Source organism: Streptomyces sp. NPDC001515 (genome assembly GCF_053597115.1).
The window spans coordinates 14,680-38,006 of record NZ_JBSFHN010000016.1; the positions used below are offsets into that span (position 1 = coordinate 14,680).

Genomic DNA, 23,327 nt, shown 5'->3' on the forward strand with positions numbered 1-23,327 from the left:
CACATGCGAAGGATGGGTATGCCGACCACACCAGCCACCGCGGCGAACACCTCGACGAACGGCGCAGCAGAAGTGATCTTGCTCGAACTGGTCGACGAGAACGGCACCACCATCGGCACGGAGGAGAAGCTGGCCGCACACCTCGCGCCCGGCCTGCTGCACCGGGCGTTCTCCGTGTTCCTCTTCGACGAGAAGGGGCGGCTGCTCCTCCAGCGCCGGGCGCTCGGCAAGTACCACTCCCCCGGTGTCTGGTCCAACACCTGCTGCGGCCACCCGTACCCGGGCGAGGCGCCCTTCGCCGCCGCCGCCCGGCGCACGTACGAGGAGCTGGGGGTCTCTCCCTCGCTGATGGCCGAGGCGGGCACGGTGCGCTACAACCATCCGGACCCCGCGTCCGGGCTGGTCGAGCAGGAGTTCAACCACCTGTTCGTGGGGCTGGTGCGCGATCTGCCGCGGCCGGACGCGGAGGAGGTGGGCGAGACGGTGTTCGTGACGGCCGGGGAGCTGGCCGAGCGGCATGCCGAGGGCCCGTTCTCCGCGTGGTTCATGACCGTGCTGGACGCCGCCCGTCCGGCGATCCGGGAGCTGACCGGGCCGTCCGCCGGCTGGTAGGACGCGGGAGCCGCGGCGGCGGGGTCAGAGGAGCGCGCGGAGCGGCAGCGCCGCCCAGATGATCTTCCCGCCGCTCGCGGTGTGCTCCACGTCGCAGCTGCCGCCCGCCTCGCGGGTGATCTCCCGGACCAGCAGCAGTCCGCGCCCGCCGGTCTGCGCGTAGTCCGTCTCCAGGGCGGTGGGGCGGTAGGGGTGGTTGTCCTCCACGGCGACCCTGATCCACTCGGCGTTCACGGCGACCTCGACCGCCAGCTCCGGGGAGAGCAGCGCGGCGTGCTTCACCGCGTTCGTCACCAGCTCCGAGACGATGAGCAGCAGCCCCTGGGCGATGTCCTCGTCCAGGGGCACGCCCTGACGTGCCAGCAGATCGCGCACCGCGTGCCGGGCCCGGGGTACGGAGACGTCGGTGGCCGGGGCGGTGAAGCGCCAGACCCCCTCGTACGGCACGGGCCGGGCGGGGACACTCCCGCGGCTCTCCATAGTCCGGTACCCGCTCTCGCCTCGATGGTGACTGCACGTCGAGTACAGGGTGCGGGGAGTCGTCGGGCCGGTCTGTCCTACTGAACAGAAGTCGACTTATATCGACGTTATTTGGTCGACAATTTCTGGACGCATCAGCTTTCGGGCCGCTTCTGGTGCTCTTCTGTCCGTGCACCGGGGCCGGTGCCGTCGGGGGTCATCTGCTCCGAGACCAGGGAGACGATCCGCCGGCCGCCGACGCCGGCGGCGACGAGCCCGAGTCCGTCGAAGAGCAGGGCCAGCGAGAAGAAGCAGCCCAGTACGTACAGACTGCTGTGCGGCCAGTCGAAGAGGACCAGCAGCCCCAGCAGCAGCCCGAAGGCGCCCTGGAGCAGCGTCCAGCCGAACTGGGGGCCGCGCACGACCACGCTGCCGACGAGGCGGAACACCCCGCCGGTCAGGAAGAGCAGCGCGGCGAACATGGTCAGGGCCTCGGCGGTGCCGTGCGGATGGCGGATGACGACGACCCCGGCCGCGATGTTCAGCGCCGCGACCACCACGCCCAGCCAGAAGAAGCCGGTGCCGCGCGACTGCACGGCGTGCACCAGACCGACCAGGCCGCCGACGAGCAGCAGCCAGCCGAAGAGGATCATCGAGGTCAGCGTCGCGACGCCGGTGTAGACGAGCCCCACCAGTCCGGCGACGACGAGCAGGATGCCGAGCAGGGCCAGACCGCCGAAACCGCGGTGGAGCCTCCTGCGTTCCTTCACGGGATCGGCCACGGTGTACTCCTCGGCGTGCGTGCCTGCTTCGCGACCCCTTCTTGATCATAGGTTCGGCGGCGGTGGATAGCATCCGGCCCATGGACCGTACGGAACCCCGGCTGGAGCACGCCGTCGCGGACGGCTTCGCCACCGTCGTGATCAGCAACCCCGCCAAGCGCAACGCGATGACGGCCGCGATGTGGCGCTCGCTGCCGGTGCTCCTGGAGGAGCTGGCGGCCGACGCCTCGGTGGGCGCGCTGGTGCTGACCGGGGCCGGGGAGACCTTCTGCGCGGGGGCGGACATCTCCTCGCTGCGCGATCCCTCACAGAACCCGCAGGAGCTGGCCGTGGCGGCCGAGGAGGCGCTCGCCGCCTTCCCCCTGCCGACGCTCGCCGCGGTGCGCGGTCACTGCGTGGGCGGCGGCAGCCAGCTCGCCGCCGCCTGTGATCTGCGGTTCGCGCGGGAGGACGCGTCGTTCGGGGTCACCCCGGCCCGGCTGGGCATCGTCTACCCCTCCTCGTCCACCCGCCGGCTGGTCGCGCTGACCGGGCCGGCGACCGCCAAGCACCTGCTGTTCTCCGGTGAGCTGATCGATGCCGACCGGGCGCTGCGGACCGGGCTGGTGGACGAGGTGCTGCCGGCCGACGCGTTCGACCGGCGGGTCGGGGAGTACGTGCGCACCCTGGTCTCCCGCTCGCGGCTGACCCAGGCCGCGGCCAAGGAGTTCGCCTCGGGGCGGGAGGACCGGGACGCGTACTGGACGGAGCGGGCCCGCCGGAGCGGAGACACCGCGGAGGGGGTCGCCGCCTTCCTGGAGCGCCGCGCCCCGCGCTTCACCTGGCCCGCCGAGACCCCGGGGGCCGGTGCGGTCACCGAAGGATGAAGCGGCTCCTCGCCCGCCATTCCTCGACGAGTTCGGCGGGCGCCTTCGCCGGCGAGCCGGCGTCGTAGGGCGGCTGCGGGTCGTACTCGGTCAGCAGTTGTACGGCCTGGGCGTGCCGCTCGCCCGCGATCCGGCCGAGCAGGGTCAGCCCCATGTCGATGCCGGAGGAGACCCCCGCGGCGGTGACGTACTTGCCGTCGGTGACCACGCGCTCCCCGGTCGGCTCGGCGCCGTACTCCTTCAGGGTGTCCAGGGCGAGCCAGTGGGAGGTGGCGCGGCGCCCGGTGAGCAGTCCGGCGGCGGCCAGGAGCAGCGAGCCGGTGCAGACGGACGTGGTCCAGGTGCTGGTGGCGTCGGCCCGGCGCAGCCAGCCGAGCAGGGCCTCGTTCTCCATCTGGGCGTCCTGTCCGGGGCCGCCGGGGACGATCACCAGATCGGGGTCCGGGACCTCGTCGAGCGTCCGGTCGGCGACCAGGGCCAGACCGCCGCTGTCGTTGCGCACCGGCCCGGCGGTCTCGGCGACGAAGACCGTCTCGGCGCCGGGGGCGCGGGACAGGATCTCGTAAGGTCCGACGGCGTCCAGGGCCGTGAAGCGGTCGAAGAGAAGGATGGCGATCCGCATGGGTGAGTGCCTGCCTTTCGGTGGTCCGCCGGTCGGTGACCGGGGTGGCCGGTGGTCCGCCGGTCAGTGACCGGGGCGGTCGGTGGCGGCGGGCGGGCCGCCCGCCGGACGGGGGCTGAAGCGCCGCCGGTATTCGGCGGGGCCGGTGCCGAGCGCTCTGAGGAAGGCCCGGCGCATCGCCTCGGGCGTGCCGTAGCCGCTGGCCCGCGCGATGCCGGCGACGCCGTCGGTGGTGTCCTCCAGCAGGCGGCGCGCGGCTTCGAGGCGGATCCGGTCGACGTACCGGCCGGGGGTCGTGCCGGTCTCGTCCCGGAAGGCGCGGGCGAAGTGGCGCGGCGAGAGCCGGGCGCGGGCCGCGAGGGCCTCCACGGAGAGGTCGGCGGCCGGGTGCTCGGTGATCCAGTGCTGGACTTCGCGCAGCGGTTCCCGGCGGGCGGTCTGGGCGGTGAGCTGGGCGCTGAACTGGGACTGGTTGCCGGGCCTGCGCAGGAAGACCACGAGGTGGCGGGCGATCGCCAGCGCGACGTCCCGGCCGTGGTCCTCCTCGACGAGCGCCAGGGCGAGATCGATGCCCGCGGTGACCCCGGCGGAAGTGGCGATCCGGCCGTCCCGGACGAAGATCGGTTCGGGGTCGACCTCGACGTCCGGGTAGGTGCGGGCCAGATGGTCGCAGACGCTCCAGTGGGTGGTGGCCCGGTGCCCGTCGAGCTGTCCGGCGGCGGCGAGCAGCAGCGCCCCGCTGCACACGGAGACCAGCCGCTCGGGCCGGGGCCCGTGAGCGCGCAGCCAGTCGACCAGCGCCGGTTCCGGGGCGCGGGTGCCCTGCCCGCCCGGGACGAGCAGGATGTGCGGGGTCGGGGCGCCGGCCAGCGAGCCGTCGGGCACCAGGGTCAGCCCGCTCGATGTGCGGACGGGGTTGCCGCCCGTCGAGGCGGTGCGCAGCTCGTAGGAGATCCCGGGGAACCGGGAGGCTCCGGAGAAGACCTCCATGGGGCCGGTCACGTCGAGGCTCTGGACGCCGTCGAAGAGGACGACCAGGACGGTGCGCTGCGTCATGCACGCCATCCTGCGGCGGCCCCGGGGATGACCGCAATGACGGTCTGCCCACCTTTTCTGCCATGCCGGGGCGAGGGTCAGGTCACGTCCGCCCAGGGGTTCCGGGCCGTACCGACCAGTCGGTAACGTGCGGGTATGAGTACTCTGCCGCCCCGCGCCGGACGCCGCTGCCACAACGCCCTCAACCCGTTCCACTCGACGCTCTACTTCTCGCCCGACCTGGCGAAGGAGCTGGCCGCCATCGGGATCGACGACCCGACCGCCGCCTACTTCGCGACGCGGGCCGCCCCGCTCGGCGCCGTCGGCGCGGGCACGGTCACCGCCGCCTTCTACAACTTCAACCACGCCCACGTCTCCCGGCACGTGCCCGCCGTCTGGGACCTGGCCTCCCCCGAGGCGGTCCTCGCGGCCCGGCTGCGCGCCGCCGACACGACGCTGCGCCGGCTGCTCGGCGACGAGACCGTCGCCTCCCCCGAGATGGCCGAGGCCGCGGAGCTGGCCCTGCGCGCCACCGAGGGCTGCACCCGGCACGCCCGGCCGCTGTACGGGGCGCTCGCCGATCTCCCGGTCCCGGACGCGCCGCACCTGGCCTACTGGCACGCGGCGACCCTGCTGCGCGAGCACCGGGGCGACGGCCACCTCGCCGCGCTCCTCGCCGCCTCCCTCGATCCGCTGGAGGCGCTGGTCAGTCACACCGCCACGGGCAAGGGCATGGCCGCGCGCTGGCTGCTGGCGAGCCGGGGCTGGCGGCGCGCCGACTGGGACGCCGCCGCCGAGCGGCTGCGGGGGCGCGGATACCTCACCGCCGAGGGCACGCTCACGGAGGAGGGCGCCGCGATGCGGACCACCCTGGAGGAGACCACGGACCGGATGGACCTGGCCCCCTACGAACACCTGGGCGGGGCGGGTACGGCCCGGCTCACCGAACTGGGCCGGGGCTTCCTCGGCACGGTGCTGGCCGCCGGCGCGTTCCCGGTGGAGGCCACCGGCTGACCGGACACCGGCCCGCCCCGTCGGCCCGTCGGTCCGTCGCGGGCCGTCCCGGTCGGTCGGGCGACACGGCACCCGGCCACCCGGCACAATGCAGGCGAGTGGCACCCGGGCCGGTCGCACGGCCGGCCCCGGTGCCCGACCAGCACAGCCAGCAGGAGAAGGCGAGTCGGTAGAACCGTGACGATGTCCATCGAAGGCAGGATCGCCGAGGAACTCGGCGTACGGGAGCGACAGGTGAAGGCGGCCGTCGAGCTGCTCGACGGCGGTTCGACCGTTCCGTTCATCGCGCGCTACCGCAAGGAAGCGACCGAGATGCTCGACGACGCCCAGCTGCGCACCCTGGAGGAGCGGCTGCGCTATCTCCGGGAGCTGGAGGAGCGGCGCACGGCGGTCCTGGAGTCCGTACGCGAGCAGGGCAAGCTCGACGAGGCGCTGGAGGCGCGGATCCGGGCGGCCGACACGAAGGCGCGCCTGGAGGACATCTATCTGCCGTTCAAGCCGAAGCGGCGGACCAAGGCCCAGATCGCCCGCGAGGCCGGGCTGGAGCCGCTGGCCTCGGGGCTGCTCGACGACCCGTCGGTGGACCCGCTCACCGCCGCGGCCGCCTTCGTGGACGCCGAGAAGGGCGTCGCGGACCCGGCGGCGGCCCTGGAGGGGGCGCGCGCCATCCTCGCCGAGCGCTTCTCGGAGGACGCCGACCTGATCGGGGAACTGCGCGAGCGGATGTGGACGCGCGGGCGGCTGGTGGCCCGGGTGCGGGAGGGCAAGGAGGAGGCGGGCGCCAAGTTCGCCGACTACTTCGACTTCGCGGAGCCGTTCACCGCGCTGCCCTCGCACCGGGTGCTGGCCATGCTCCGGGGCGAGAAGGAGGACGTCCTCGACCTGGTCCTGGAGCCGGAGGAGCCGTCCGAGACGGCTGGTCCGTCCCCGTACGAAACCATGGTGGCCCGGCGCTTCGGCGTCGGCGACCGCGGGCGTCCCGGCGACAAGTGGCTGGCCGACACCGTGCGCTGGGCCTGGCGGACGCGGATCCTGGTCCACCTCGGGATCGACCTGCGGCTGCGACTGCGTACGGCGGCGGAGGACGAGGCGGTCCGCGTCTTCGCGTCCAACCTGCGGGACCTGCTGCTGGCCGCGCCCGCCGGTACGCGGGCCACGCTGGGGCTCGACCCCGGTTTCCGCACCGGGGTGAAGGTCGCCGTCGTGGACGCGACCGGCAAGGTCGTCGCCACCGACGTCATCCATCCGCACGTCCCGGCCAACCAGTGGGACCAGGCGCTGGCCACACTGGAGCGGCTGGCGCGCGAGCACTCCGTGGAACTGATCGCGATCGGCAACGGCACGGCCTCGCGCGAGACCGACAAGCTCGCCGGAGAGCTGTGCGCCCGGCACCCGGAGCTGAAGCTCACCAAGGTCATGGTGTCCGAGGCGGGCGCGTCGGTGTACTCCGCGTCGGCCTTCGCCTCGCAGGAACTCCCGGACATGGACGTGTCGTTGCGCGGTGCCGTGTCGATCGCGCGCCGGCTCCAGGACCCGCTGGCCGAGCTGGTGAAGATCGACCCGAAGTCGATCGGGGTCGGGCAGTACCAGCACGACCTGTCCGAGGTGAAGCTGTCGCGTTCGCTGGACGCGGTCGTCGAGGACTGTGTGAACGGCGTCGGGGTCGACGTCAACACCGCGTCGGCGCCGCTGCTCTCGCGGGTCTCCGGCATCGGTACGGGGCTCGCCGAGAACATCGTGGCGCACCGCGACGCCAACGGCCCGTTCCGCTCCCGCAAGGGCCTCAAGGACGTGGCCAGGCTCGGCCCGAAGGCGTACGAGCAGTGCGCGGGCTTCCTGCGGATCCGGGGCGACGACCCGCTGGACGCCTCCAGCGTGCACCCGGAGGCGTACCCGGTGGTGCGGGCGATGGTGAAGCGGACGGGCGCGGACGTGGCCTCGCTGATCGGCAACACGCAGACGCTGCGCTCGCTGCGCGCCGAGGACTACGTGGACGAGAAGTTCGGGCTGCCGACCGTCAACGACATCCTCAAGGAGCTGGAGAAGCCGGGCCGCGACCCCCGGCCCGCGTTCCGGACGGCCACCTTCAAGGAGGGCGTCGAGAAGATCGGCGACCTGGAGCCCGGGATGGTGCTGGAGGGCGTCGTGACGAACGTGGCGGCCTTCGGCGCGTTCGTCGACGTCGGTGTGCACCAGGACGGTCTGGTGCACGTGTCGGCGATGTCGCGGACCTTCGTCAAGGACCCCCGGGACGTCGTGAAGCCCGGTGACGTCGTCCGGGTCAAGGTCATGGAGGTCGACATCCCGCGCAAGCGGATCTCGCTGACCCTGCGGCTGGACGACGAGGCGGGCGCCGGCGCGGCGTCCCCGGGCAACGAGCGCGGCGGGCGTCCCCCGAGGCAGCGGCAGGGCCAGGGCGGCCAGGGCGCGCGCGGCGGCCAGGGCGGCCAGGGACGCGACCGGCGCGGCAACGGCGGTGGCGGCGGCGGGCGTCAGGCCCCGGCGGCACCCGCGAACGGCGCGATGGCCGACGCGCTGCGGCGGGCCGGGCTGCTGGACCCGAAGCAGGGCGGCAAGAAGCGGTGACCCCGGCCCGGGGGCGGGGCGCGTCCTCCCCGCCCCCGGGCACCGCCGGTCCTCCGGCACCGTCCAGTCCTTCGGTACCGCCCGGTCCCCCGGCATCGCCCGCTCTTCCGGTACCGCACGGTCTTCCGGCACCGCCCGGTCCGTCCGGCCGGTTCAGCCCACGAGTTCCAGTCCGTCGGCGACGACGCGGCCCGCGTGCAGGACCGTGCGCTCCTCGCCCCGGTCCATCACGGCGGACACCACGGTCTCTCCGCCGAGGAGCAGCAGATCGGCCGGGTCGCCCACGGCGAGGCCGGGCCGGTCGGCGGTGGACGTGAGACGGGCCGGACCGCCCCGGAGGATCGAGGCGCCGCCGACGGTGGCCACCGCCACGCAGTGCTCGATCAGTTCGTCCGCGCTGTAGTCGTGGGTGAAGGCGAGCTGCCAGGTGCGCTCCAGCATGTCCCCGTTGCCGTAAGGCGACCAGAAGTCGCGCTGCCCGTCCTCGCCGAGGCCGACCCGCACCCCGGCGGCCGTGAGCCCGGTCAGCGGCAGCGAGCGGTGCCGGGCCGGGGCGACCGTGGCCATGGCGATGTCGAGTTCGGCGAACTCCTCGGTGAGCCGGCGGGTGGTCGCCTCGTCGACGCCGCCGAGGTCGTAGGCGTGCGAGAGCGAGACCCGGCCCGCCATGCCGAGGGCGCGGACCCGTTCCAGGATCAGGTCGACGCTGAACACGCCGAGCGCGCCCGGCTCGTGGAGGTGAATGTCGACCGGGGCACCGTGGCGTTCGGCGAGGTCGAAGAGGACGTCGAGGTGGCGGACGGGGTCGCGGTCCAGGGTGCAGGGGTCGATGCCGCCGACCACGGCGGCGCCCGAGGCGAGGGCCCGGTCGATCAGGGCCGGGACGCCCTTCTCGCGCACCAGCCCGGCCTGCGGGAAGGCGATGATCTCGACGTCGCACCGGCCGGCGTGCGCCTCCTTCGCGGCGAGGACGCCCTCGAACCGCTCCAGACCGCAGTCGGCGTCGATCTGCGCGTAGCTGCGGACCCGGGTCGTGCCCCGCTCGATCATGCGCCCCAGGGTGTACGTGGCCCGCTCGGCGACGCTCCACTCGTCCTCGCGCCAGTGCGCGCGGTCGTTCATCACCATGCCCCAGATGCCGGGTTCGCCGGTGTGCGGGCGGAAGGGGAGCCCCATCCGGGTGGAGTCCAGATGGCAGTGGACGTCCGAGAACGAGGGCAGGGCGAGCCGTCCGCGCCCGGCCACGGTGTCGGTGTCGCCCGTGGTGACGCGGGCCGGGTCGTGCGCGGTGACCGAGGCGATCACACCGTCCCGGACCTCGATGTCGCTGGACTCGCCGCCCCACGGGCGGACGTCGGTGATCAGCATGGGTGTCTCTCCTGCGGTCGGTCGGCGGTACGTCGGTCGGTGATACGGGGAACGGGGCGGCGTCATTCGGCCGGGAGCACGTCCGCCAGGGCGTCGAGGGAGGGGCGTCGGCCGCGCTCGATGTGCGCGTACGCGAGGGCCCCGGCCAGCTCGGGCTGCCCCGCGTGGATGGCGGCGCAGATGTCCCGGTGCTCGGCGCACTGGACGCGCGGGTCGCGGCCGGCGGTGAGGGTGAAGAGCCACTGCACGAGCCCCAGGGAGGGCTGCAGCGCGTCCCGGAGGAGTCGGTTGCCGGTCATGGCGACGATCTCGGCGTGCAGGGCGGTGTTGGCGGCGGGGACGGCGGTGGTGTCGCCGCGCCGGGTGGCGTCCTCGGCGGCGGCCATGAGCGCGGTCAGCCGGCTTCCGTCGCGGCCGGCGGCGCATGCCTCGGCCGCACGCCGGGCCGCGAAGACCTCCAGGCTCAGCCGGAGGTCGAACAGCTCGGTCACGTCCCGCAGCGAGAGGGCGCGCACGGAGGCGCCCCGGCGCGGGGCGTTCACGACCAGTCCCTCGCCGCTGAGCCGGGTGAGGCCCTCGCGGACCGGGATGCGGGAGATGCCCAGCGCCTCGGACAGCTCGCGTTCGCGCAGCCGCGCGCCGGGGGCGTACGCGCCGGAGAGGATGCCCGCGCGGATCGCGTGTTCGGCGCGGTCGGCGTGGGAGACGGCTCCGTGGTCCGGCGGTGCGGTCATCGCGGGTCTCCTTCGGCGGCGGGCGGGCTCCCCGGCCGGGGCAGCACGAGGAGCGGTACCGGCCGAGCACAGCGAACGTACCATTTGGCATACCAACACACCGTCCGAGCCGGTCCGGACACCCATGACGAGCCGTTTTTACGGCGCATTGCCGCACCGAACGCCACCGCCCGGCCCCTCTGGCATACCAAATGGGGCCGGGCGGTGCGCGTGCTCAGCTCTCGGTGACCCGGCCCGCCGTCACCTCGACGCGGCGCGTCGTCCGGACCGCCTCCAGCATCCGCCGGTCGTGGGTGACCAGCAGCAGCGTCCCCGTGTAGGAGTCGAGCGCCGATTCCAGCTGTTCGATGGCCGGGAGGTCCAGGTGGTTGGTGGGCTCGTCGAGCACCAGGAGGTTGACGCCCCGGCCCTGGAGGAGGGCGAGGGCCGCCCGGGTCCGCTCGCCCGGCGAGAGCGTGGTCGCCGGGCGCATGACGTGGTCGGCCCGGAGACCGAACTTGGCCAGCAGGGTGCGCACATCGGCCGGCTCCATGTCGGGAACGGCCGCGCAGAACGCCTCCAGCAGGGACTCCGAGCCGTGGAACAGCTTCCTGGCCTGGTCGACCTCGCCGACGACCACGCCCGAGCCGAGGCTCGCATGGCCGGCGTCCAGCGGCAGCCTGCCCAGCAGCGCGGCCAGCAGCGTGGACTTCCCGGCCCCGTTGGCGCCCGTGATGGCGACCCGGTCCGCCCAGTCGATCTGGAGCGAGACCGGGCCGAAGGCGAAGTCGCCGAGCACCGCCTCCGCGTCGCGCAGGGTGGCGACGACGGAGCCGGAACGCGGCGCGGCGGCGATCTCCATCCGCAGCTCCCACTCCTTGCGGGGCTCCTCGACGGCATCGAGCCGTTCGATCATGCGCTGGGTCTGGCGGGCCTTCGCCGCCTGCTTCTCGCTGGACTCGCTGCGGAACTTGCGGCCGATCTTGTCGGAGTCGGTGGCCTTGCGGCGGGCGTTCTTGACGCCCTTGTCCATCCAGGAGCGCTGCATCTGGGCGCGGCCTTCGAGCGCGGAGCGCTTGTCGGCGTACTCCTCGTACTCCTCGCGGGCGTGCCGGCGGGCCCGCTCGCGCTCCTCCAGATAGGCCGCGTAACCGCCGCCGTAGAGGTTGATCTGCTGCTGGGCCAGGTCCAGTTCGAGGACCTTGGTGACCGTGCGCATCAGGAACTCGCGGTCGTGGCTGATGACGACGGTGCCGGCGCGCAGCCCGGAGACGTAGCGCTCCAGGCGTTCGAGGCCGTCGAGGTCCAGATCGTTGGTCGGCTCGTCGAGCAGGAAGACGTCGTAGCGCGAGAGCAGCAGCGAGGCGAGTCCGGCGCGGGCCGCCTGGCCGCCGGACAGGGCGGTCATCGGGAGGTCGAGGCCGACGGTGAGGCCCAGTTCGGCCGCGACCTCCTCGGCCCGCTCGTCCAGGTCGGCGCCGCCGAGCGCCAGCCAGCGCTCCAGCGACTCGGAGTAGGCGTCGTCGGCGCCGGGCGCCCCGTCGACGAGGGCCTGGGTGGCCTCGTCCATGGTCCGCTGGGCGTCGGCCACCCCGGTGCGCCGGGCCAGGAACTCCCGCACGGTCTCGCCCGGCCTGCGCTCGGGCTCCTGCGGCAGATGGCCGACCGTGGCGGTGGGCGGGGAGAGCCGCAGCTCGCCTTCCTCCGGCCGGTCGAGCCCGGCGAGCAGCCGCAGCAGCGACGATTTTCCGGCGCCGTTGACTCCGACGAGACCGATCACGTCGCCCGGTGCGACCACGAGGTCGAGCCCGGCGAAGAGCGTGCGGTCGCCGTGTCCGGCGGCGAGGTCCTTGGCGACGAGAGTGGCAGTCATCAGGGTGCCGATCCTAATCGGCGTCCGGGATGCGGCCGACGGCCGTGTGCCGGTGGGGCCGGGGGGCGCGGTGGGCGGGCCCGGCGGGTTCGGTTACCGTCCCCACCGGCGGTTGCGGCGGCGAACGGAAGCGGTGGGGCAGTTGTCGGACGTGCGAGTGGTGGGCGGCGGCGTCATGGGGCTCACGACGGCGCTGGTGCTGGCGCGGGAGGGCCACCGGGTGCGGGTCGTCTCGGCGGAGCCCGCGTCCGGGACGACGTCGGCGGTCGCGGGCGCCCTGTGGTGGCCGTACCGCATCGAGCCGCTGGAGCGGGTCGGCGAGTGGGCCCTGACCACCCTGCGCTGGTACGAGGAACTGGCGGCCCGGCCCGAGGAGACCGGCGTCCGGCTGGTCGACGGTCTGCACCGGGGCGAGCGGCTCGCGGCGCTCGGCTCGTGGGCCGGGCGGGTGGAGTCCCTGACGGAGGTCCCGGAGGGGCTGCGCTGCCGGCTGCCGCTGCTCGACATGCCGGTCCATCTGCGCTGGCTGGAGGAGCGGGTGGCGGCGGCCGGGGGCACGGTGGAGCGGGGCGCCGTCGAGTCCCTCGGTGCGGCGGCGGACGGGGTGGCGGCGGTCGTCAACTGCACCGGGCTCGGGGCGCGCTCGCTGGTGCCCGATCCCGGGATGCGGCCGGTGCGCGGCCAGTTGGTGCTGGTGGAGAACCCGGGGATCCGGGAGTGGTTCACCGAGGCGGACCCGGCGTCCAGCGAGACGACGTACTTCTTCCCGCAGCCCGGCCGCCTCGTCCTCGGCGGTACCGCCGTCGCCGACGACTGGAGCACCGTCCCCGACCCGGAGACGGCCCGCGCGATCGTGGAGCGGTGCGCGCGGGTGCGGCCGGAGATCGCCCGGGCCCGGGTCATCGGCCACCGGGTGGGGCTGCGGCCGGCCCGCGACGGCGGCGTGCGGATCGAGGCGGAGCCGCTGCCCGGGGGCGGGCGGCTGGTGCACAACTACGGGCACGGCGGGGCGGGCGTGACGGTGGCCCTGGGCTGCGCACGGGCGGCGGCGGCCCTGGTGGGCTGAGCCGCCGGGCCGGGCGTACGGGATGCGGCTATCCGCCGGCCGCGCCGGATCCGCCGGAGCGGGGGCCACGTTCCGTGGTGATCTCGCTGCCTCCGGGGCCGATGCGGATCTCGAAGTCGCCGTCGTACTTGGCGTGCCCCTCGATCACCGCGGACTCGACGGCCTCCACGCCGAACTCGCGGCGCACGATCAGCGGGTCGCTGCGCAGGTCGCGCATCAGCGCCACGCACATGCCGATCATCACCAGGGTGAACGGCGCCGCGACCAGGATGGTCAGGTTCTGGAGTCCGGCCAGGGCGTCCCCCTGGCCGTCGCCGATGAGCAGCATGATCGCCGCCACCGCGCCGGTGACGACGCCCCAGAAGACCACGACCCACGTGGCGGGTTCGAGGATGCCCTTCTGCGAGAGGGTGCCCATGACGATGGACGCGGCGTCGGCTCCGGAGACGAAGAAGATGCCGACGAGGATCATCACGAGGATGCTCATCGCGGTGGCGATCGGGAACTCCCGCAGCACGCCGAAGAGCTGGGCCTCCGGGGTGTCCGCGTCACCGAGGCTGCCGCGTTCGCGGAGTTTGATCGCGGTGCCGCCGAAGACGGCGAACCAGATGAGACTAACGGTGCTGGGCACCAGGATCACGCCGCCGATGAACTGGCGGATGGTGCGGCCCCGGCTGATCCGGGCGATGAACATGCCCACGAAGGGCGTCCAGGAGATCCACCAGGCCCAGTAGAAGACGGTCCAGTCGCCGAGCCAGGTGGCGACCTCGCCCTTGCCGGTGGCCTCGGTGCGCCCGGCGAGCTGTGGCAGATCGCCGATGTACGCGGCGATCGAGGTGGGCAGCAGATCGAGGACGATCACGGTGGGGCCGGCCACGAACACGAAGACCGCGAGAATCAGGGCGAGCACCATATTGGTGTTGGACAGCCACTGGATGCCCTTCTCCACCCCGGAGACGGCGGAGGCGACGAAGCAGACCGTGAGCACCGCGATGATCAGGACGAGGAGTCCCGTGCCGGTCTTCTCCTTCCAGCCCAGCTCGTGGAAGCCGCTGCCGATCTGGAGGGCGCCCAGCCCCAGGGACGCGGCCGAGCCGAAGAGGGTGGCGAAGATGGCGAGGATGTCGATCAGCCGTCCGACGCCGCCGTGGGCGTGGCGGGGGCCGATGAGGGGTTCGAAGACCGCGCTGATCGTCTGTCGCCTGCGCCGCCGGAAGGTGCTGTACGCGATGGCGAGGCCCACGACCGCGTAGATCGCCCAGGGGTGGAGCGTCCAGTGGAAGAGCGTGGTGGCCATCGCCGTCCGCATGGCCTCGGCGGCGTCGGCGGGGTGGGTGCCGGGCGGGGGGTCGGTGAAGTGGGCCAGTGGTTCGCTGACGCCGTAGAACATCAGGCCGATGCCCATCCCGGCGCTGAACATCATGGCGACCCAGGACACCGTCCGGAACTCCGGCTCCTCGCCCTCCCGGCCGAGCGAGATGTTCCCGTACCGGCTGATGGCCAGCCAGAGCGCGAAGACCACGAAGCCGGACGCGGCCAGCATGAAGGCCCAACCACCGTTGTGGATCAGGCTGGTGAGCATGCGGCTGGAGACGTCCTCCAGCGAGTCGGTGGCGGTGGCGCCCCAGACGACGAAGGCGAGGGTGAGGACGGCGGTGACGCCGAAGACCACCCGGTCGGTGGCGGGCCGGCGGTCCCCGGACGGTTCGCCGGGCGGCTCCTCGGCCACCGACAGATCACCCAGGACGTCCGCCCTCCGGTCACCCGCCCTCTGCTCCGCGGATGGCTGGTCGCCCGTTCTCTGTTCGTCGTCCTGCGACACGCACGGCACCTTTCGGGAGGCGGAATTTTCGCACTCCGTAGGCAGTACCACACGGACGGTGCCCGTCCGGGGATCAACAAGCCGTATCGGCTTGTCCGTTTACGAGGTGATACGGGGCCCGTCGGTCCAGGAGCAGGGGGACGAGGCTGCGGGCGGGCTGGCGCAGGGGGACGTACACGCCGGCGCCGTCGGGGCGGGAGGTGACCCCGTGCAGGGCCAGTTCCTCCCGGACCCGGGCGTACGCCGGGGCGGTCAGCCGGTAGCCGCAGGGCGGGTCGGACAGCACGTCGGCGGCGGCGGGTGCCCGGTTGTCCGCTCCCCCGAGATACACCGGCCCCCCGGCCGCGCGGCCGTCCGCGCGGGACCGGGCGCCGGCGGCGGCGAGTCCGGCCCGCTCGCGGTCGGCCGCGTCGAACAGGGCCTCGATCGCCGCGCGTTGCGAGGCCACCCGGCGGCGCTGCGCCCGCGCGGGATCCGTGCGCTCGGCCGCGTCGACCGGGTCGGCGCGGGACTCCACGAGGACGGCGACGGCGTGCTTGACGCCCGCGAGGTTGCGCAGGATGCGCTCCTGTCCGCCGCCCGCCGTCCGCTTGACGGGGGCGCCCGTGCCGGGGTCGGCCCGCACGCCGTACAGCCCGACGGTGTAGCCGGCCTCGCGCACGGCCGGCCGCAGCCGGTCCTCCACCAGTCGCCGGGCGGCCCCGCGCACCCCGGCGGCGGCGTTCAGCGTGCGCGGCCACAGGACGGTGAGGTCCTTCTCGTCGTACGGAGGGGTCGCCGCGTACTCGTGCAGATCGGCGACCACCTGGGGCGCCCGGTCCCGGAGAACCTCGGCCAGGGCGCGGGCCTCGGGGGTGCGCAGGGCCAGGTGGTCGCGGTTGACGTCCTCGCCGTCGGCGTTGCCCCGGGTCCCGGCCGCCAGACCGTCGGGGTTGGCGGTGGGCAGGACGAGGATCCGGGTGCGGGCGAGCAGCGCGCGGGGCGCCGGGTCCGTGGCGTACGCCAGATCCCTGATCACCGTCAGGCACGCCTCGCGGGCGGCGGGTTCGTCGCCGTGCTGACTGCACACCAGCAGCACCGTCAGCGCGCCGGAGCGCTCGGCGCCGATCGTGACGAGCCTCAGCGGCCTCCCCCGCGAAGTCGTGCCGACGCGGTCCACGGAGACCCGGTCGCCGTGCCGGTCCACGGCGGCCAGCAGGGTGCTCTCCTCGGCGGGGCTCGTCCAGCGCTCCCCGCCGGAGACCTCGAAGCCGGTGCGCGGCGGGGTGTCCGCCGCGCCGGACGGGGCGACGACCAGCGAGGTGGCGAGCGCGGCGGCCGCGGCGGTCAGGGCGAGGTTGCGCACCCGCCGTCCGGGCCGGGCCGGTGTGCACGTCGTCGGTCCCTCGGCACTCGTCCCGGCTGTCGGCATGGCGGGACGGTACCCCGGGCGCGGGCCCGGCGACAGGCCCTGACGGCTGTCGCACGATCCCTGCCGGGACAGCCCTTAGGCTGGGGAGGTTCCGCGCCGGCCGGCCGGGCCGGCCTCCGCACCCTCCCGCGCCCCGAGGAGCGTCCCGTGTCCGGTCCGAGCCCCGCCGTCCCGGACGGCGCCCGCCCGACCCTGGAGGCGGTGGCGGCCCTCGCCGATGTCTCCCGGGCGACCGCCTCGCGCGTGGTGAACGGCGGTGCGGGCGTACGGCAGCCGCTCGTGGAGCGCGTGCGCAAGGCGGTGGAGGAGCTGGGCTACATACCGAACCACGCCGCCCGCACCCTGGTGACCCGCCGCAACGGGGCCGTCGCGGTGATCATCGACGAGCCCGAGGCTAGGATCTTCTCCGACCCGTTCTTCTCCCAGCACATCCGGGGCATCAGCCGCGAACTGGCGCTGAACGACACCCAGTTGGTGCTGCTGCTCGTGGAGGACCGGGGCGATTTCGAGCGGGTCACCCGCTATCTGGCCGGCGGTCATGTCGACGGGGTGCTGGCCTTCTCCCTGCACACCGGGGACGAACTGCCCGCTGTGGTACGTCGGTTCAGGGTGCCGACCGTGTACGGGGGGCGGCCGGGGCCGGGGGCGGGCTCCTCGCTCGCGGTGCCGTACGTGGACTGCGACAACCGCGCCGGGGCGCGGGAGGCGGTGCGCCATCTCGTCTCGCTCGGCCGCCGCACGGTCGCGCACATCGCCGGACCGCGCGACCAGACCTCCGCGCTGGACCGACTCGACGGCTACACCGACGTCCTGTCCGGGGCCGATCCGGCCCTGATCGCGGAGGGCGACTTCACGGAGGAGGGCGGCGCCCGCGCGATGGCCCGGCTGCTGGAGCGGGTACCGGAGCTGGACGCGGTCTTCGCGGCCAACGACCTGATGGCGGCGGGCGCCCTGCGGGTGCTGCGCGCGGGGGGCCGCCGGGTGCCGCAGGACGTGGCGCTCGTCGGCTTCGACGACATGGAGTCGGTCGCCGAAGCGACGGACCCGCCGCTGACGACGGTCCGTCAGGATGTGGTCGGCATGGGCCGGTTGATGGTGCGGCTGCTGATGGAGCGACTGGACGGCGGCGGCTCGCCGGACGACGCGGTGATCATGCCGACGCGGCTGGTCCGCAGGGCCTCCGCCTGACGCGGGCTCCTTCGCCACCGACGAAGGCCCGACTCGGCCCTGCGGGCTCACCCACGCAACGCGCGGGGCGGCGCACCGGGCTGTTGACGGGACTCGTGAAACAAGTCGATAGTATTTGTATCTTTGACTCTGCGCACTGACCGATACTCAACTCGCTGCCTCAAAAGGCGCGTTGAACGGCCAGGCGGGACGCACCACTGAACCGGTACACGGACAGGAGGGCGCACCATGGGCCGCTACACCCGGCTGCACCGGATCCGCCGGATGGATCCGTCGCGCGACTACGCCGAGATCCTCCGGCTGATCTCGCAGTACGAGTTCCCCTGGGACTACCGGCAGGGGGTGAGCGTCGCCTTTCTGCGGGACTACGGGGTCCCCCGGATCTCGGTGCTCCTGGACCGCACCCAGGAGTTCGAGCGGGCCGGGCAGAAGCGCTACGACGACACCGTGCTGCTCGGCTACGAGATGGCGGCCGACGGTTTCGACTCGGAGCGCGGGCGGGCGGCGGCCCGCCACCTCAACCGGATCCACGGCAAGTACGCGATCCCCAACGAGGACTTCCGGTACGTCCTGGCGACGACGGTCGTGGGGCCCAAACGCTGGATCGACCGGTTCGGCTGGCGCCCGCTGTGCGCGCAGGAGGTGCAGGCGCTGGTGGAGGCGGGCCGCAAGACGGGCGCCCTGATGGGCATCGAGGGCGTGCCGGACAGCTACGCGGGGTTCGAGGAGCTGCTGGACGCGTACGAGGCGCGGATGTTCGCCTACGACCCGGCCAACCGGCGGGTCGCCAACGCGACCTTCCGGGTCATGGCCGCCTGGTATCCGCGCCCGCTGCGGCCGCTGATCGCCAGGTTCTCGCTGGCGCTGCTGGACGAGCCGCTGCTCGCCGCGCTGGGGTTCCGGCCGCAGCCCCGGTGGGTCCGCGGCTCGGCCGAGGCGGCGCTGCGGATGCGGGCGCGGTGCGTGCGCCGGCTGCCGGCCCGGCCGCGCCGCTTCCCGTCCCGGCCGCAGCCGCGTTCGTACCCCTTCGGCTGGCGGCTCGACGACCTCGGTCCGCACTGGGCCCGCAACCGCCCCCTGGAGCCGCTGCCCGACGAGCGGGAGGGCGGGTGGGACGCCGCGCGCGACGGTGCCGGGACGCCTACCCGGTAGCGAGCAGCGGAACCAGGCAGCGGCGGGCGAACTCCTTCACCTGGGTGTCGTCGTCGAGCTCGAAGCAGCTGACGGGGTTGAGGAGGAAGGAGACGGTGATCCGCACCATCAGCTCGGCGACCGGCGTCGGGTCACCGCTGGGCAGCCCTTCCGCGCGGCGCGCCTCGCCCAGCCGTTCGGCCAGGTAGGAGCGGATCGCGAGGAAGGCGGGGCCGCTCTCGACCGTGAGGAACGGCAGCATGGTCTCGGGCTCCAGCCGCAGCAGCCCGCCGATGAGCGGGTGTTCGCGGATGTGCCGCAACACGGCGGTGAACCCCTCGACGAGCCGGTCCTCCGTGGTCGGCAGCGCTGCCACCGCCTCGTCGACCTCCACGACGAAACGGCGGTACTCGCGCAGCAGGCAGGCGGAGACCAGTCCGTCCTTGTTGCCGACCCTGCGGTAGACCGTCACCCGCGAGACCTTGGCGCGCCGGGCGACGTCGTCCACCGTGGAGCGGCGCAGCCCGAACGTCATGAACTGCTCGCGGGCGGCGTCGAGGATCTGTTCGCTCAGCGCGTCGGCGGGCTCGGGCGCGCGCAGCGCGAGGGCCAGCGGTGACTCGTCGGTGCTCCGTGCCGTCATGGCCCTCCCCGATCCGCGGCGTGGACCCCCACTGTAGGTGCCGTCCGGCCGGGGTTCGATACGGAGTGACGGGCAGTGTCTGTCTGTCACGCACGGGCGGGGCGCCCACCGGAGTCCGGTGGGCGCCCCGTCACGGGTGCGGTGCGCGGCGGGATTACTCCTCGCAGGTCCCGGCGAAGGTGGCGCGGGTGACCACGTCGGTGGCCGCGGCGCTCGTGTCGAGCCAGGCGATGCGCTGGCCGTCACCGAGGGACGGGGCCAGCTGGGCGCCGGAGGAGCAGGAGACCCGGCTGAAGGCGTCCACCCCGGCGACCACGTCGGCGGTCTTGGCGACCCGGACCTTGCCCGGGCTCGTCCAAGCGCCGAGGGCGCCCCACAGGTCGTAGGTGGAGTACGCGAAGTACGTGTCGCTGACCGAGAACTGGGCGACGTAGACGCTCGACGGGTAGCGCAGCTTGGCGGCCTTCGAGAGGTCGCCGAGCGGAGCCGACACGAACGAGGTGCTCGGGATCAGGAAGCCGCCGGTCTCCCGCCAGAACACCCGGTCCGAGGTGATCTGGATGTCGGAGACGTAGTTGAAGAGGAAGCCGGAGATCCGCTTGGTCTGGGTGGTGCCGCTCGCGATGTCGTAGACGTACACATACGTGCCGTCGCCGCCGGCCCAGGAGATCGTGCCGTGCTTCATGGCGAGCCGGGCGGCCTTGGTGCCGGCCTCCGGGGTGACGTTGACCGTCGTGCCGTCGGCCTTGCGGAGCATGACGTCCTGCTCGCCGTCGGCGGTGGTGCTGATGTAGGCGAGCGCGCCGTTCTCGGTCACGGGCTCGGTCTCGTCCGCGTCCGGGCGGTCGACGACCTTCTTGATCGCGCCCTGCCCCTTGGCGCCGGTCCCGTAGATGCCGATGCCGTCGGCCGCGATGCGGGTGAAGACGATGCGGTCGTCGTCGAGCGAGGGGTCGAGGAGGTAGGCGTCCTGCTGGGCCAGCTCGTGCGTGGGCTGCTTGCCGAAGCGGCCCACGGTGATGCCGAAGGCGGCGCTGCCCTGGTCCCAGGCGATGGCGTCGCCGTGGCTGATGGCGTAGACGTCGCCGTTGATCTGCGCGGCCTGCTCGTCGACGCCGCTGTAGACCTCGTAGGCGGGCAGGACGTCCGCGCCGATGGTGGTGCCGTCGTGGGTGCCGCCCTTCTGCTCCCAGCCCTGCTCGATGCCGTGGCCGTCGAAGGCCCTGTCGATGGCGGCGAGGTCGGCGGCGGAGACCTTGAGCGACTGGGCGGCCAGGGTCACCGCGTTGCGCATGTCGGTGAAGCCGGACAGCGGGGTGAGGTAGTTCTGCGCGGACCGGTAGACGATCTGGTCGGCCAGCTGGGGGTCGAGGTGCTTGCGCATGTCCCACAGCGCGCCGCCGACGATGGTGGAGTTGTAGTGCACCCCGCCGTTGTCGATGTCGAGCGTGATGGGCTCGTAGTCCTTCTGGGCGTTGCGGTTGTCGTTCAGGTCGCGCAGGGCGCACTCCTCCAGCGGCTTGGTGCCGTTGCAGAGGTACTCGCCGATGAGACCGGAGGTGGGGTCGCTCATGGCGGTGCCCTTGTCGGCCGTCTCCATGGCGTTGCCGAAGTAGTCGGAGATGGCCTCGTTGAGGGCGCCCGACTGGTTGAGGTAGACGAGCCCCGCGGAGTGCTCGGTCACGCCGTGTGTCATCTCGTGGCCGACGACGTCCAGGCCGACGGAGAGCGGGACGCCGTCCATATGGCCGTAGACCATCTTGGAGCCGTCCCAGAAGGCGTTGGCGTAGTCCTTGCCGTTGGAGGCGACGTTGACGACGGAGTAGATGGTGCCGCCCTTGCCGTCGACGCCGTCGCGGCCGATCCGGTTCTTGTAGTACTCGTAGACCTTCGCGGCGTTCAGGTGCGCGTCGACGGCGCCGGAGGCGGTGTTGACGCCGTCGAAGCGGTCGTTCGCGGAACCGGCCAGGGGGATGTCCTCGGTGACCGGGCCGCCCGCGACGAGGGTGTAGTTCTTCCGCAGCGCGTCGTAGGTGCGTATCTGTCCGCCGGTCGTCGGATACATGGCGCGCGTGGAGTCGACGAGGGTGTACGAGCCGTCCGTCTCCTTGTTGACGTCCAGCGCGGCCTCGCTGCCGTCGACCCGGACGCCGGTGGCGCGGGCGGGCGAGGCGTCGGCGGCGTCGATGTTGTTGTACGAGAGGGCGATGCCGCCCACCGCGGCGTCGACGTAGACCTCCTGGCGGACGGGGCTGCCGTTCGCCTTGCCGCCGGTGACGGTGAAGTGCCAGGCGAGCCGGCCGCCCTTCGCGTCGGGCAGGACGGTCAGGCCGTGGGCCTCGGTCCGGGCGTCGCGCACCCCGGCCAGGCCCCGGTCCAGGCGGAACATCCGCTGCCGCGCGGTGGCTTCGCCGACCTTGGGGGTGGTGGAGACGGTGAGGTCGGTGTAGAGGGTTCCGGTGGCGGAGGTGACCTGCTGGCCGCCGTCGGCCGCCCGGGTCTGGACCGCGTACTCGGCGCCGAAGACGGGGACGCCGTGGTGCTTCTGCTGGAAGCGGACCGAAGACTGCGCGCCGTCCTTGGTGGTCCTCACGGCCTTGAGGTCGGAGACCGGGACGCGGTAGGTGTCCGCGTGGGCCTTCAGGTGGGCCCGCGCGGCCTCGGCCGGGGTGCCGGGCCGGGGGGCCTTGTCGAGGCCCTGGGTCATCGCCGGGGCGACACCCACCGGTTCGGCCACCGAGGCCGGAACCGGCTCCTCCGCCCAGGCCGGAGCGGTCAGCAGCGCCGCCCCCGTCGCGGCGGCGACCACACCGGTGGCCAGCATCCGCTGCACATTCGTTCGTCTCACAGAGACCTCCCCTTGCACACCGTCGCCCGAGCCGTTGGGGCGGCTCGGGCGTTGACGTGCTGATCGTTCGTCATGGGAGGCGGTGTGAACAAGAGATGGCGCTGGCGCGAAAGTGCCGTGGCGTAATTACGCCTCCGGGGCGCGTCCCGGAACCGGTCCGGTGTCCGGGAGATCGGGCAGCCAGCCGGCCCGCGCCGCGTGCCAGCCGAGCTGGAAGCGGGTCTCGGCGCCGACCTCGTCCATCAGCGCGTGCAGCCGGCGCTGCACCGTGCGGTGGCCCATGCCCAGTTGGCGGGCGATGGCGGCGTCGGTGAGGCCGACGTGGAGCAGGGCCACGATCTGCCGGTCGACGGCCGCGAGGGGGGAGCCGGAGCCCTCCTGCCCGCCGGACAGGCTGAGCCGCCAGCCCTTCTCGAAGTGCTCCTCGAAGAGCGAGACCAGCGCGGTGAGGAGTCCGGTGCGGTGCACGACGAGCGCCACCGGTTCGGCCTCGCGCTCCGGGTGCAGGGGCAGCAGCGCGATACGGCGGTCCACGATGGCGAGCTTGATGGGGAGGCGGTCGGTGACGGAGATGTGCTGGCCCTGGGCGACGCAGGAGGCGAGCAGGCTGGCGGTCTGCGGGTCCTCCAGCCATTCGCGTTCGACAACGCTGCGGACGCTCACCCCGCGCCCGATCATCTCGGCGTCCACCTCCTCGTGGTTGTCCTCGAAGCTGAGGACGGCGGGGACGTGGCGGGCCGGGACGATCGTGCACAGTTCGGTCCTGGCCTGGCGCTGCATGGTGAGCAGCCGCCGCCGGATCGCCGCCGGTCCGGAGAGCACCTCGACCGGGGCGCCCGCCCCGTAGAGCTGGGCGGAGCGGTGCCTTTCGGTGAGGTCGCCGACGAGGGACTCGACGCGGTGCAGGGCCGAACGCCGCGATTCCAGGAGCGGTCCGAGGGCGAGCACGGGCGAGGCGGCCCGGTAGCGCACGGCCCCGTCCGCGTCGGGCCGGTCGACGCTGGCCAGACCCCGCTCCAGCAGCGCGTCCAGGGCACGGGTGACCGCGTCGATCCCGCCCACCGGCCCGGTGAGCGCCTCCGGTTCGCAGTCCGGTCGGTCCACGAGGAGCCGGTAGACCGTGTCCTCGTCGGGTCTCAGGCCGAGCAGCGTCAGCAGCGACGCGTCCTCGGCGCCGGGCGGCGGCGCCTCCCCCGGTCTCGCATTCGTCCCGCGCTCCGCGTCGGTCTCCGTCACCGGACCTCCCCTTGTCACCCGCCCTGTGGACGGCGGTCAGCGTAACCGGCGG

Annotated in this window: 19 protein-coding genes; 7 read left to right on the top strand and 12 right to left on the bottom strand. The window is 73.4% G+C overall.

Annotation, left to right across the window (positions count from 1 at the left end; all coding sequences use genetic code 11):
• The first annotated feature begins 18 nt into the window (after positions 1 to 18).
• Positions 19 to 612, top strand: a complete 594-nt coding sequence (idi, locus tag ACWCXC_RS18240) for an isopentenyl-diphosphate Delta-isomerase (protein ID WP_450681228.1) — start codon at positions 19 to 21, stop codon at positions 610 to 612.
• Positions 613 to 636: 24 nt separating this feature from the next.
• Here the strand turns inward: idi and ACWCXC_RS18245 are convergent, their stop codons facing one another.
• Both ACWCXC_RS18245 and ACWCXC_RS18250 read right to left on the bottom strand, forming a co-directional pair.
• Positions 637 to 1,092: an ATP-binding protein gene (locus tag ACWCXC_RS18245; protein WP_450889826.1), complete on the bottom strand. Its 456-nt coding sequence runs from the start codon at positions 1,090 to 1,092 to the stop codon at positions 637 to 639.
• 134 nt (positions 1,093 to 1,226) lie between these two features.
• Entirely contained in the window at positions 1,227 to 1,853 is a 627-nt protein-coding gene (locus tag ACWCXC_RS18250; RefSeq protein ID WP_450681230.1) for an HdeD family acid-resistance protein, read from the bottom strand.
• A gap of 80 nt (positions 1,854 to 1,933) precedes the next feature.
• Between ACWCXC_RS18250 and ACWCXC_RS18255 the strand changes: the two genes are divergently transcribed.
• Positions 1,934 to 2,719, top strand: a complete 786-nt coding sequence (locus ACWCXC_RS18255) for an enoyl-CoA hydratase/isomerase family protein (RefSeq protein ID WP_450681231.1) — start codon at positions 1,934 to 1,936, stop codon at positions 2,717 to 2,719.
• Here ACWCXC_RS18255 and ACWCXC_RS18260 read toward each other — a convergent pair.
• Both ACWCXC_RS18260 and ACWCXC_RS18265 read right to left on the bottom strand, forming a co-directional pair.
• The gene (locus ACWCXC_RS18260) at positions 2,706 to 3,341 is read right to left on the bottom strand and encodes a DJ-1/PfpI family protein (protein ID WP_450889829.1); all 636 of its coding nucleotides are present in this window, start codon (positions 3,339 to 3,341) and stop codon (positions 2,706 to 2,708) included. The two genes, ACWCXC_RS18255 and ACWCXC_RS18260, sit on opposite strands and share 14 nt — an antisense overlap.
• A 63-nt stretch (positions 3,342 to 3,404) precedes the next feature.
• Positions 3,405 to 4,397, bottom strand: a complete 993-nt coding sequence (locus tag ACWCXC_RS18265; RefSeq protein ID WP_450681233.1) for a GlxA family transcriptional regulator — start codon at positions 4,395 to 4,397, stop codon at positions 3,405 to 3,407.
• 135 nt (positions 4,398 to 4,532) lie between these two features.
• On the opposite strand from ACWCXC_RS18265, the gene ACWCXC_RS18270 reads away from it, so the two are divergent.
• Both ACWCXC_RS18270 and ACWCXC_RS18275 read left to right on the top strand, forming a co-directional pair.
• Positions 4,533 to 5,390, top strand: coding sequence for an SCO6745 family protein (locus tag ACWCXC_RS18270; protein ID WP_450681234.1), 858 nt, complete (start codon positions 4,533 to 4,535; stop codon positions 5,388 to 5,390).
• A gap of 177 nt (positions 5,391 to 5,567) precedes the next feature.
• Positions 5,568 to 7,976, top strand: a complete 2,409-nt coding sequence (locus ACWCXC_RS18275; RefSeq protein ID WP_450889831.1) for a Tex family protein — start codon at positions 5,568 to 5,570, stop codon at positions 7,974 to 7,976.
• Positions 7,977 to 8,129: 153 nt separating this feature from the next.
• Here ACWCXC_RS18275 and ACWCXC_RS18280 read toward each other — a convergent pair whose 3' ends face one another.
• From ACWCXC_RS18280 to ACWCXC_RS18290, 3 genes are all read right to left on the bottom strand, one after another.
• Positions 8,130 to 9,344: an amidohydrolase family protein gene (locus ACWCXC_RS18280; RefSeq protein WP_450681236.1), complete on the bottom strand. Its 1,215-nt coding sequence runs from the start codon at positions 9,342 to 9,344 to the stop codon at positions 8,130 to 8,132.
• 62 nt (positions 9,345 to 9,406) lie between these two features.
• Positions 9,407 to 10,078 carry a GntR family transcriptional regulator gene (locus ACWCXC_RS18285; protein ID WP_450681237.1) on the bottom strand — a complete coding sequence of 224 codons (672 nt, stop codon included), beginning with the start codon at positions 10,076 to 10,078 and terminating at the stop codon, positions 9,407 to 9,409.
• 214 nt (positions 10,079 to 10,292) lie between these two features.
• On the bottom strand, positions 10,293 to 11,930 hold the full coding sequence (locus ACWCXC_RS18290) for an ABC-F family ATP-binding cassette domain-containing protein (protein WP_450889834.1): 1,638 nt from the start codon (positions 11,928 to 11,930) through the stop codon (positions 10,293 to 10,295).
• A 142-nt stretch (positions 11,931 to 12,072) separates the two neighbouring features.
• On the opposite strand from ACWCXC_RS18290, the gene ACWCXC_RS18295 reads away from it, so the two are divergent.
• Entirely contained in the window at positions 12,073 to 12,996 is a 924-nt protein-coding gene (locus ACWCXC_RS18295) for an FAD-dependent oxidoreductase (protein WP_450889836.1), read from the top strand.
• A 28-nt stretch (positions 12,997 to 13,024) separates the two neighbouring features.
• Here ACWCXC_RS18295 and ACWCXC_RS18300 read toward each other — a convergent pair whose 3' ends face one another.
• Both ACWCXC_RS18300 and ACWCXC_RS18305 read right to left on the bottom strand, forming a co-directional pair.
• The gene (locus ACWCXC_RS18300) at positions 13,025 to 14,740 is read right to left on the bottom strand and encodes a BCCT family transporter (protein WP_450889983.1); all 1,716 of its coding nucleotides are present in this window, start codon (positions 14,738 to 14,740) and stop codon (positions 13,025 to 13,027) included.
• Between the two features lie 151 nt (positions 14,741 to 14,891).
• Positions 14,892 to 16,229 carry a M14 family zinc carboxypeptidase gene (locus tag ACWCXC_RS18305; protein ID WP_450889838.1) on the bottom strand — a complete coding sequence of 446 codons (1,338 nt, stop codon included), beginning with the start codon at positions 16,227 to 16,229 and terminating at the stop codon, positions 14,892 to 14,894.
• A 147-nt stretch (positions 16,230 to 16,376) separates the two neighbouring features.
• Between ACWCXC_RS18305 and ACWCXC_RS18310 the strand changes: the two genes are divergently transcribed.
• Both ACWCXC_RS18310 and ACWCXC_RS18315 read left to right on the top strand, forming a co-directional pair.
• Complete coding sequence (locus ACWCXC_RS18310) at positions 16,377 to 17,417, top strand: LacI family DNA-binding transcriptional regulator (protein WP_450889840.1); 1,041 nt, start codon at positions 16,377 to 16,379, stop codon at positions 17,415 to 17,417.
• A 228-nt stretch (positions 17,418 to 17,645) separates the two neighbouring features.
• Positions 17,646 to 18,569, top strand: coding sequence for an oxygenase MpaB family protein (locus tag ACWCXC_RS18315; protein WP_450681242.1), 924 nt, complete (start codon positions 17,646 to 17,648; stop codon positions 18,567 to 18,569).
• Here ACWCXC_RS18315 and ACWCXC_RS18320 read toward each other — a convergent pair.
• From ACWCXC_RS18320 to ACWCXC_RS18330, 3 genes are all read right to left on the bottom strand, one after another.
• On the bottom strand, positions 18,559 to 19,191 hold the full coding sequence (locus ACWCXC_RS18320; RefSeq protein WP_450889843.1) for a TetR/AcrR family transcriptional regulator: 633 nt from the start codon (positions 19,189 to 19,191) through the stop codon (positions 18,559 to 18,561). The genes ACWCXC_RS18315 and ACWCXC_RS18320 overlap by 11 nt on opposite strands.
• Before the next feature lie 154 nt (positions 19,192 to 19,345).
• On the bottom strand, positions 19,346 to 22,039 hold the full coding sequence (locus ACWCXC_RS18325) for a M4 family metallopeptidase (RefSeq protein WP_450889845.1): 2,694 nt from the start codon (positions 22,037 to 22,039) through the stop codon (positions 19,346 to 19,348).
• Positions 22,040 to 22,165: 126 nt separating this feature from the next.
• A complete protein-coding gene (locus ACWCXC_RS18330) occupies positions 22,166 to 23,275 on the bottom strand; it encodes a helix-turn-helix transcriptional regulator (protein WP_450681245.1) in 1,110 nt (369 codons plus the stop codon).
• Positions 23,276 to 23,327 lie beyond the last annotated feature (52 nt).

Excerpts from the sequence above, each read along its gene's own strand:
- idi (WP_450681228.1), top strand. The coding sequence starts at position 19 with ATGCCGACCACACCAGCCACCGCGGCGAACACCTCGACGAACGGCGCA.
- ACWCXC_RS18245 (WP_450889826.1), bottom strand. The coding sequence starts at position 1,092 with ATGGAGAGCCGCGGGAGTGTCCCCGCCCGGCCCGTGCCGTACGAGGGG.
- ACWCXC_RS18255 (WP_450681231.1), top strand. The coding sequence starts at position 1,934 with ATGGACCGTACGGAACCCCGGCTGGAGCACGCCGTCGCGGACGGCTTC.
- ACWCXC_RS18260 (WP_450889829.1), bottom strand. The coding sequence starts at position 3,341 with ATGCGGATCGCCATCCTTCTCTTCGACCGCTTCACGGCCCTGGACGCC.
- ACWCXC_RS18265 (WP_450681233.1), bottom strand. The coding sequence starts at position 4,397 with ATGACGCAGCGCACCGTCCTGGTCGTCCTCTTCGACGGCGTCCAGAGC.
- ACWCXC_RS18270 (WP_450681234.1), top strand. The coding sequence starts at position 4,533 with ATGAGTACTCTGCCGCCCCGCGCCGGACGCCGCTGCCACAACGCCCTC.
- ACWCXC_RS18280 (WP_450681236.1), bottom strand. The coding sequence starts at position 9,344 with ATGCTGATCACCGACGTCCGCCCGTGGGGCGGCGAGTCCAGCGACATC.
- ACWCXC_RS18285 (WP_450681237.1), bottom strand. The coding sequence starts at position 10,078 with ATGACCGCACCGCCGGACCACGGAGCCGTCTCCCACGCCGACCGCGCC.
- ACWCXC_RS18290 (WP_450889834.1), bottom strand. The coding sequence starts at position 11,930 with ATGACTGCCACTCTCGTCGCCAAGGACCTCGCCGCCGGACACGGCGAC.
- ACWCXC_RS18305 (WP_450889838.1), bottom strand. The coding sequence starts at position 16,229 with ATGCCGACAGCCGGGACGAGTGCCGAGGGACCGACGACGTGCACACCG.
- ACWCXC_RS18315 (WP_450681242.1), top strand. The coding sequence starts at position 17,646 with ATGGGCCGCTACACCCGGCTGCACCGGATCCGCCGGATGGATCCGTCG.
- ACWCXC_RS18320 (WP_450889843.1), bottom strand. The coding sequence starts at position 19,191 with ATGACGGCACGGAGCACCGACGAGTCACCGCTGGCCCTCGCGCTGCGC.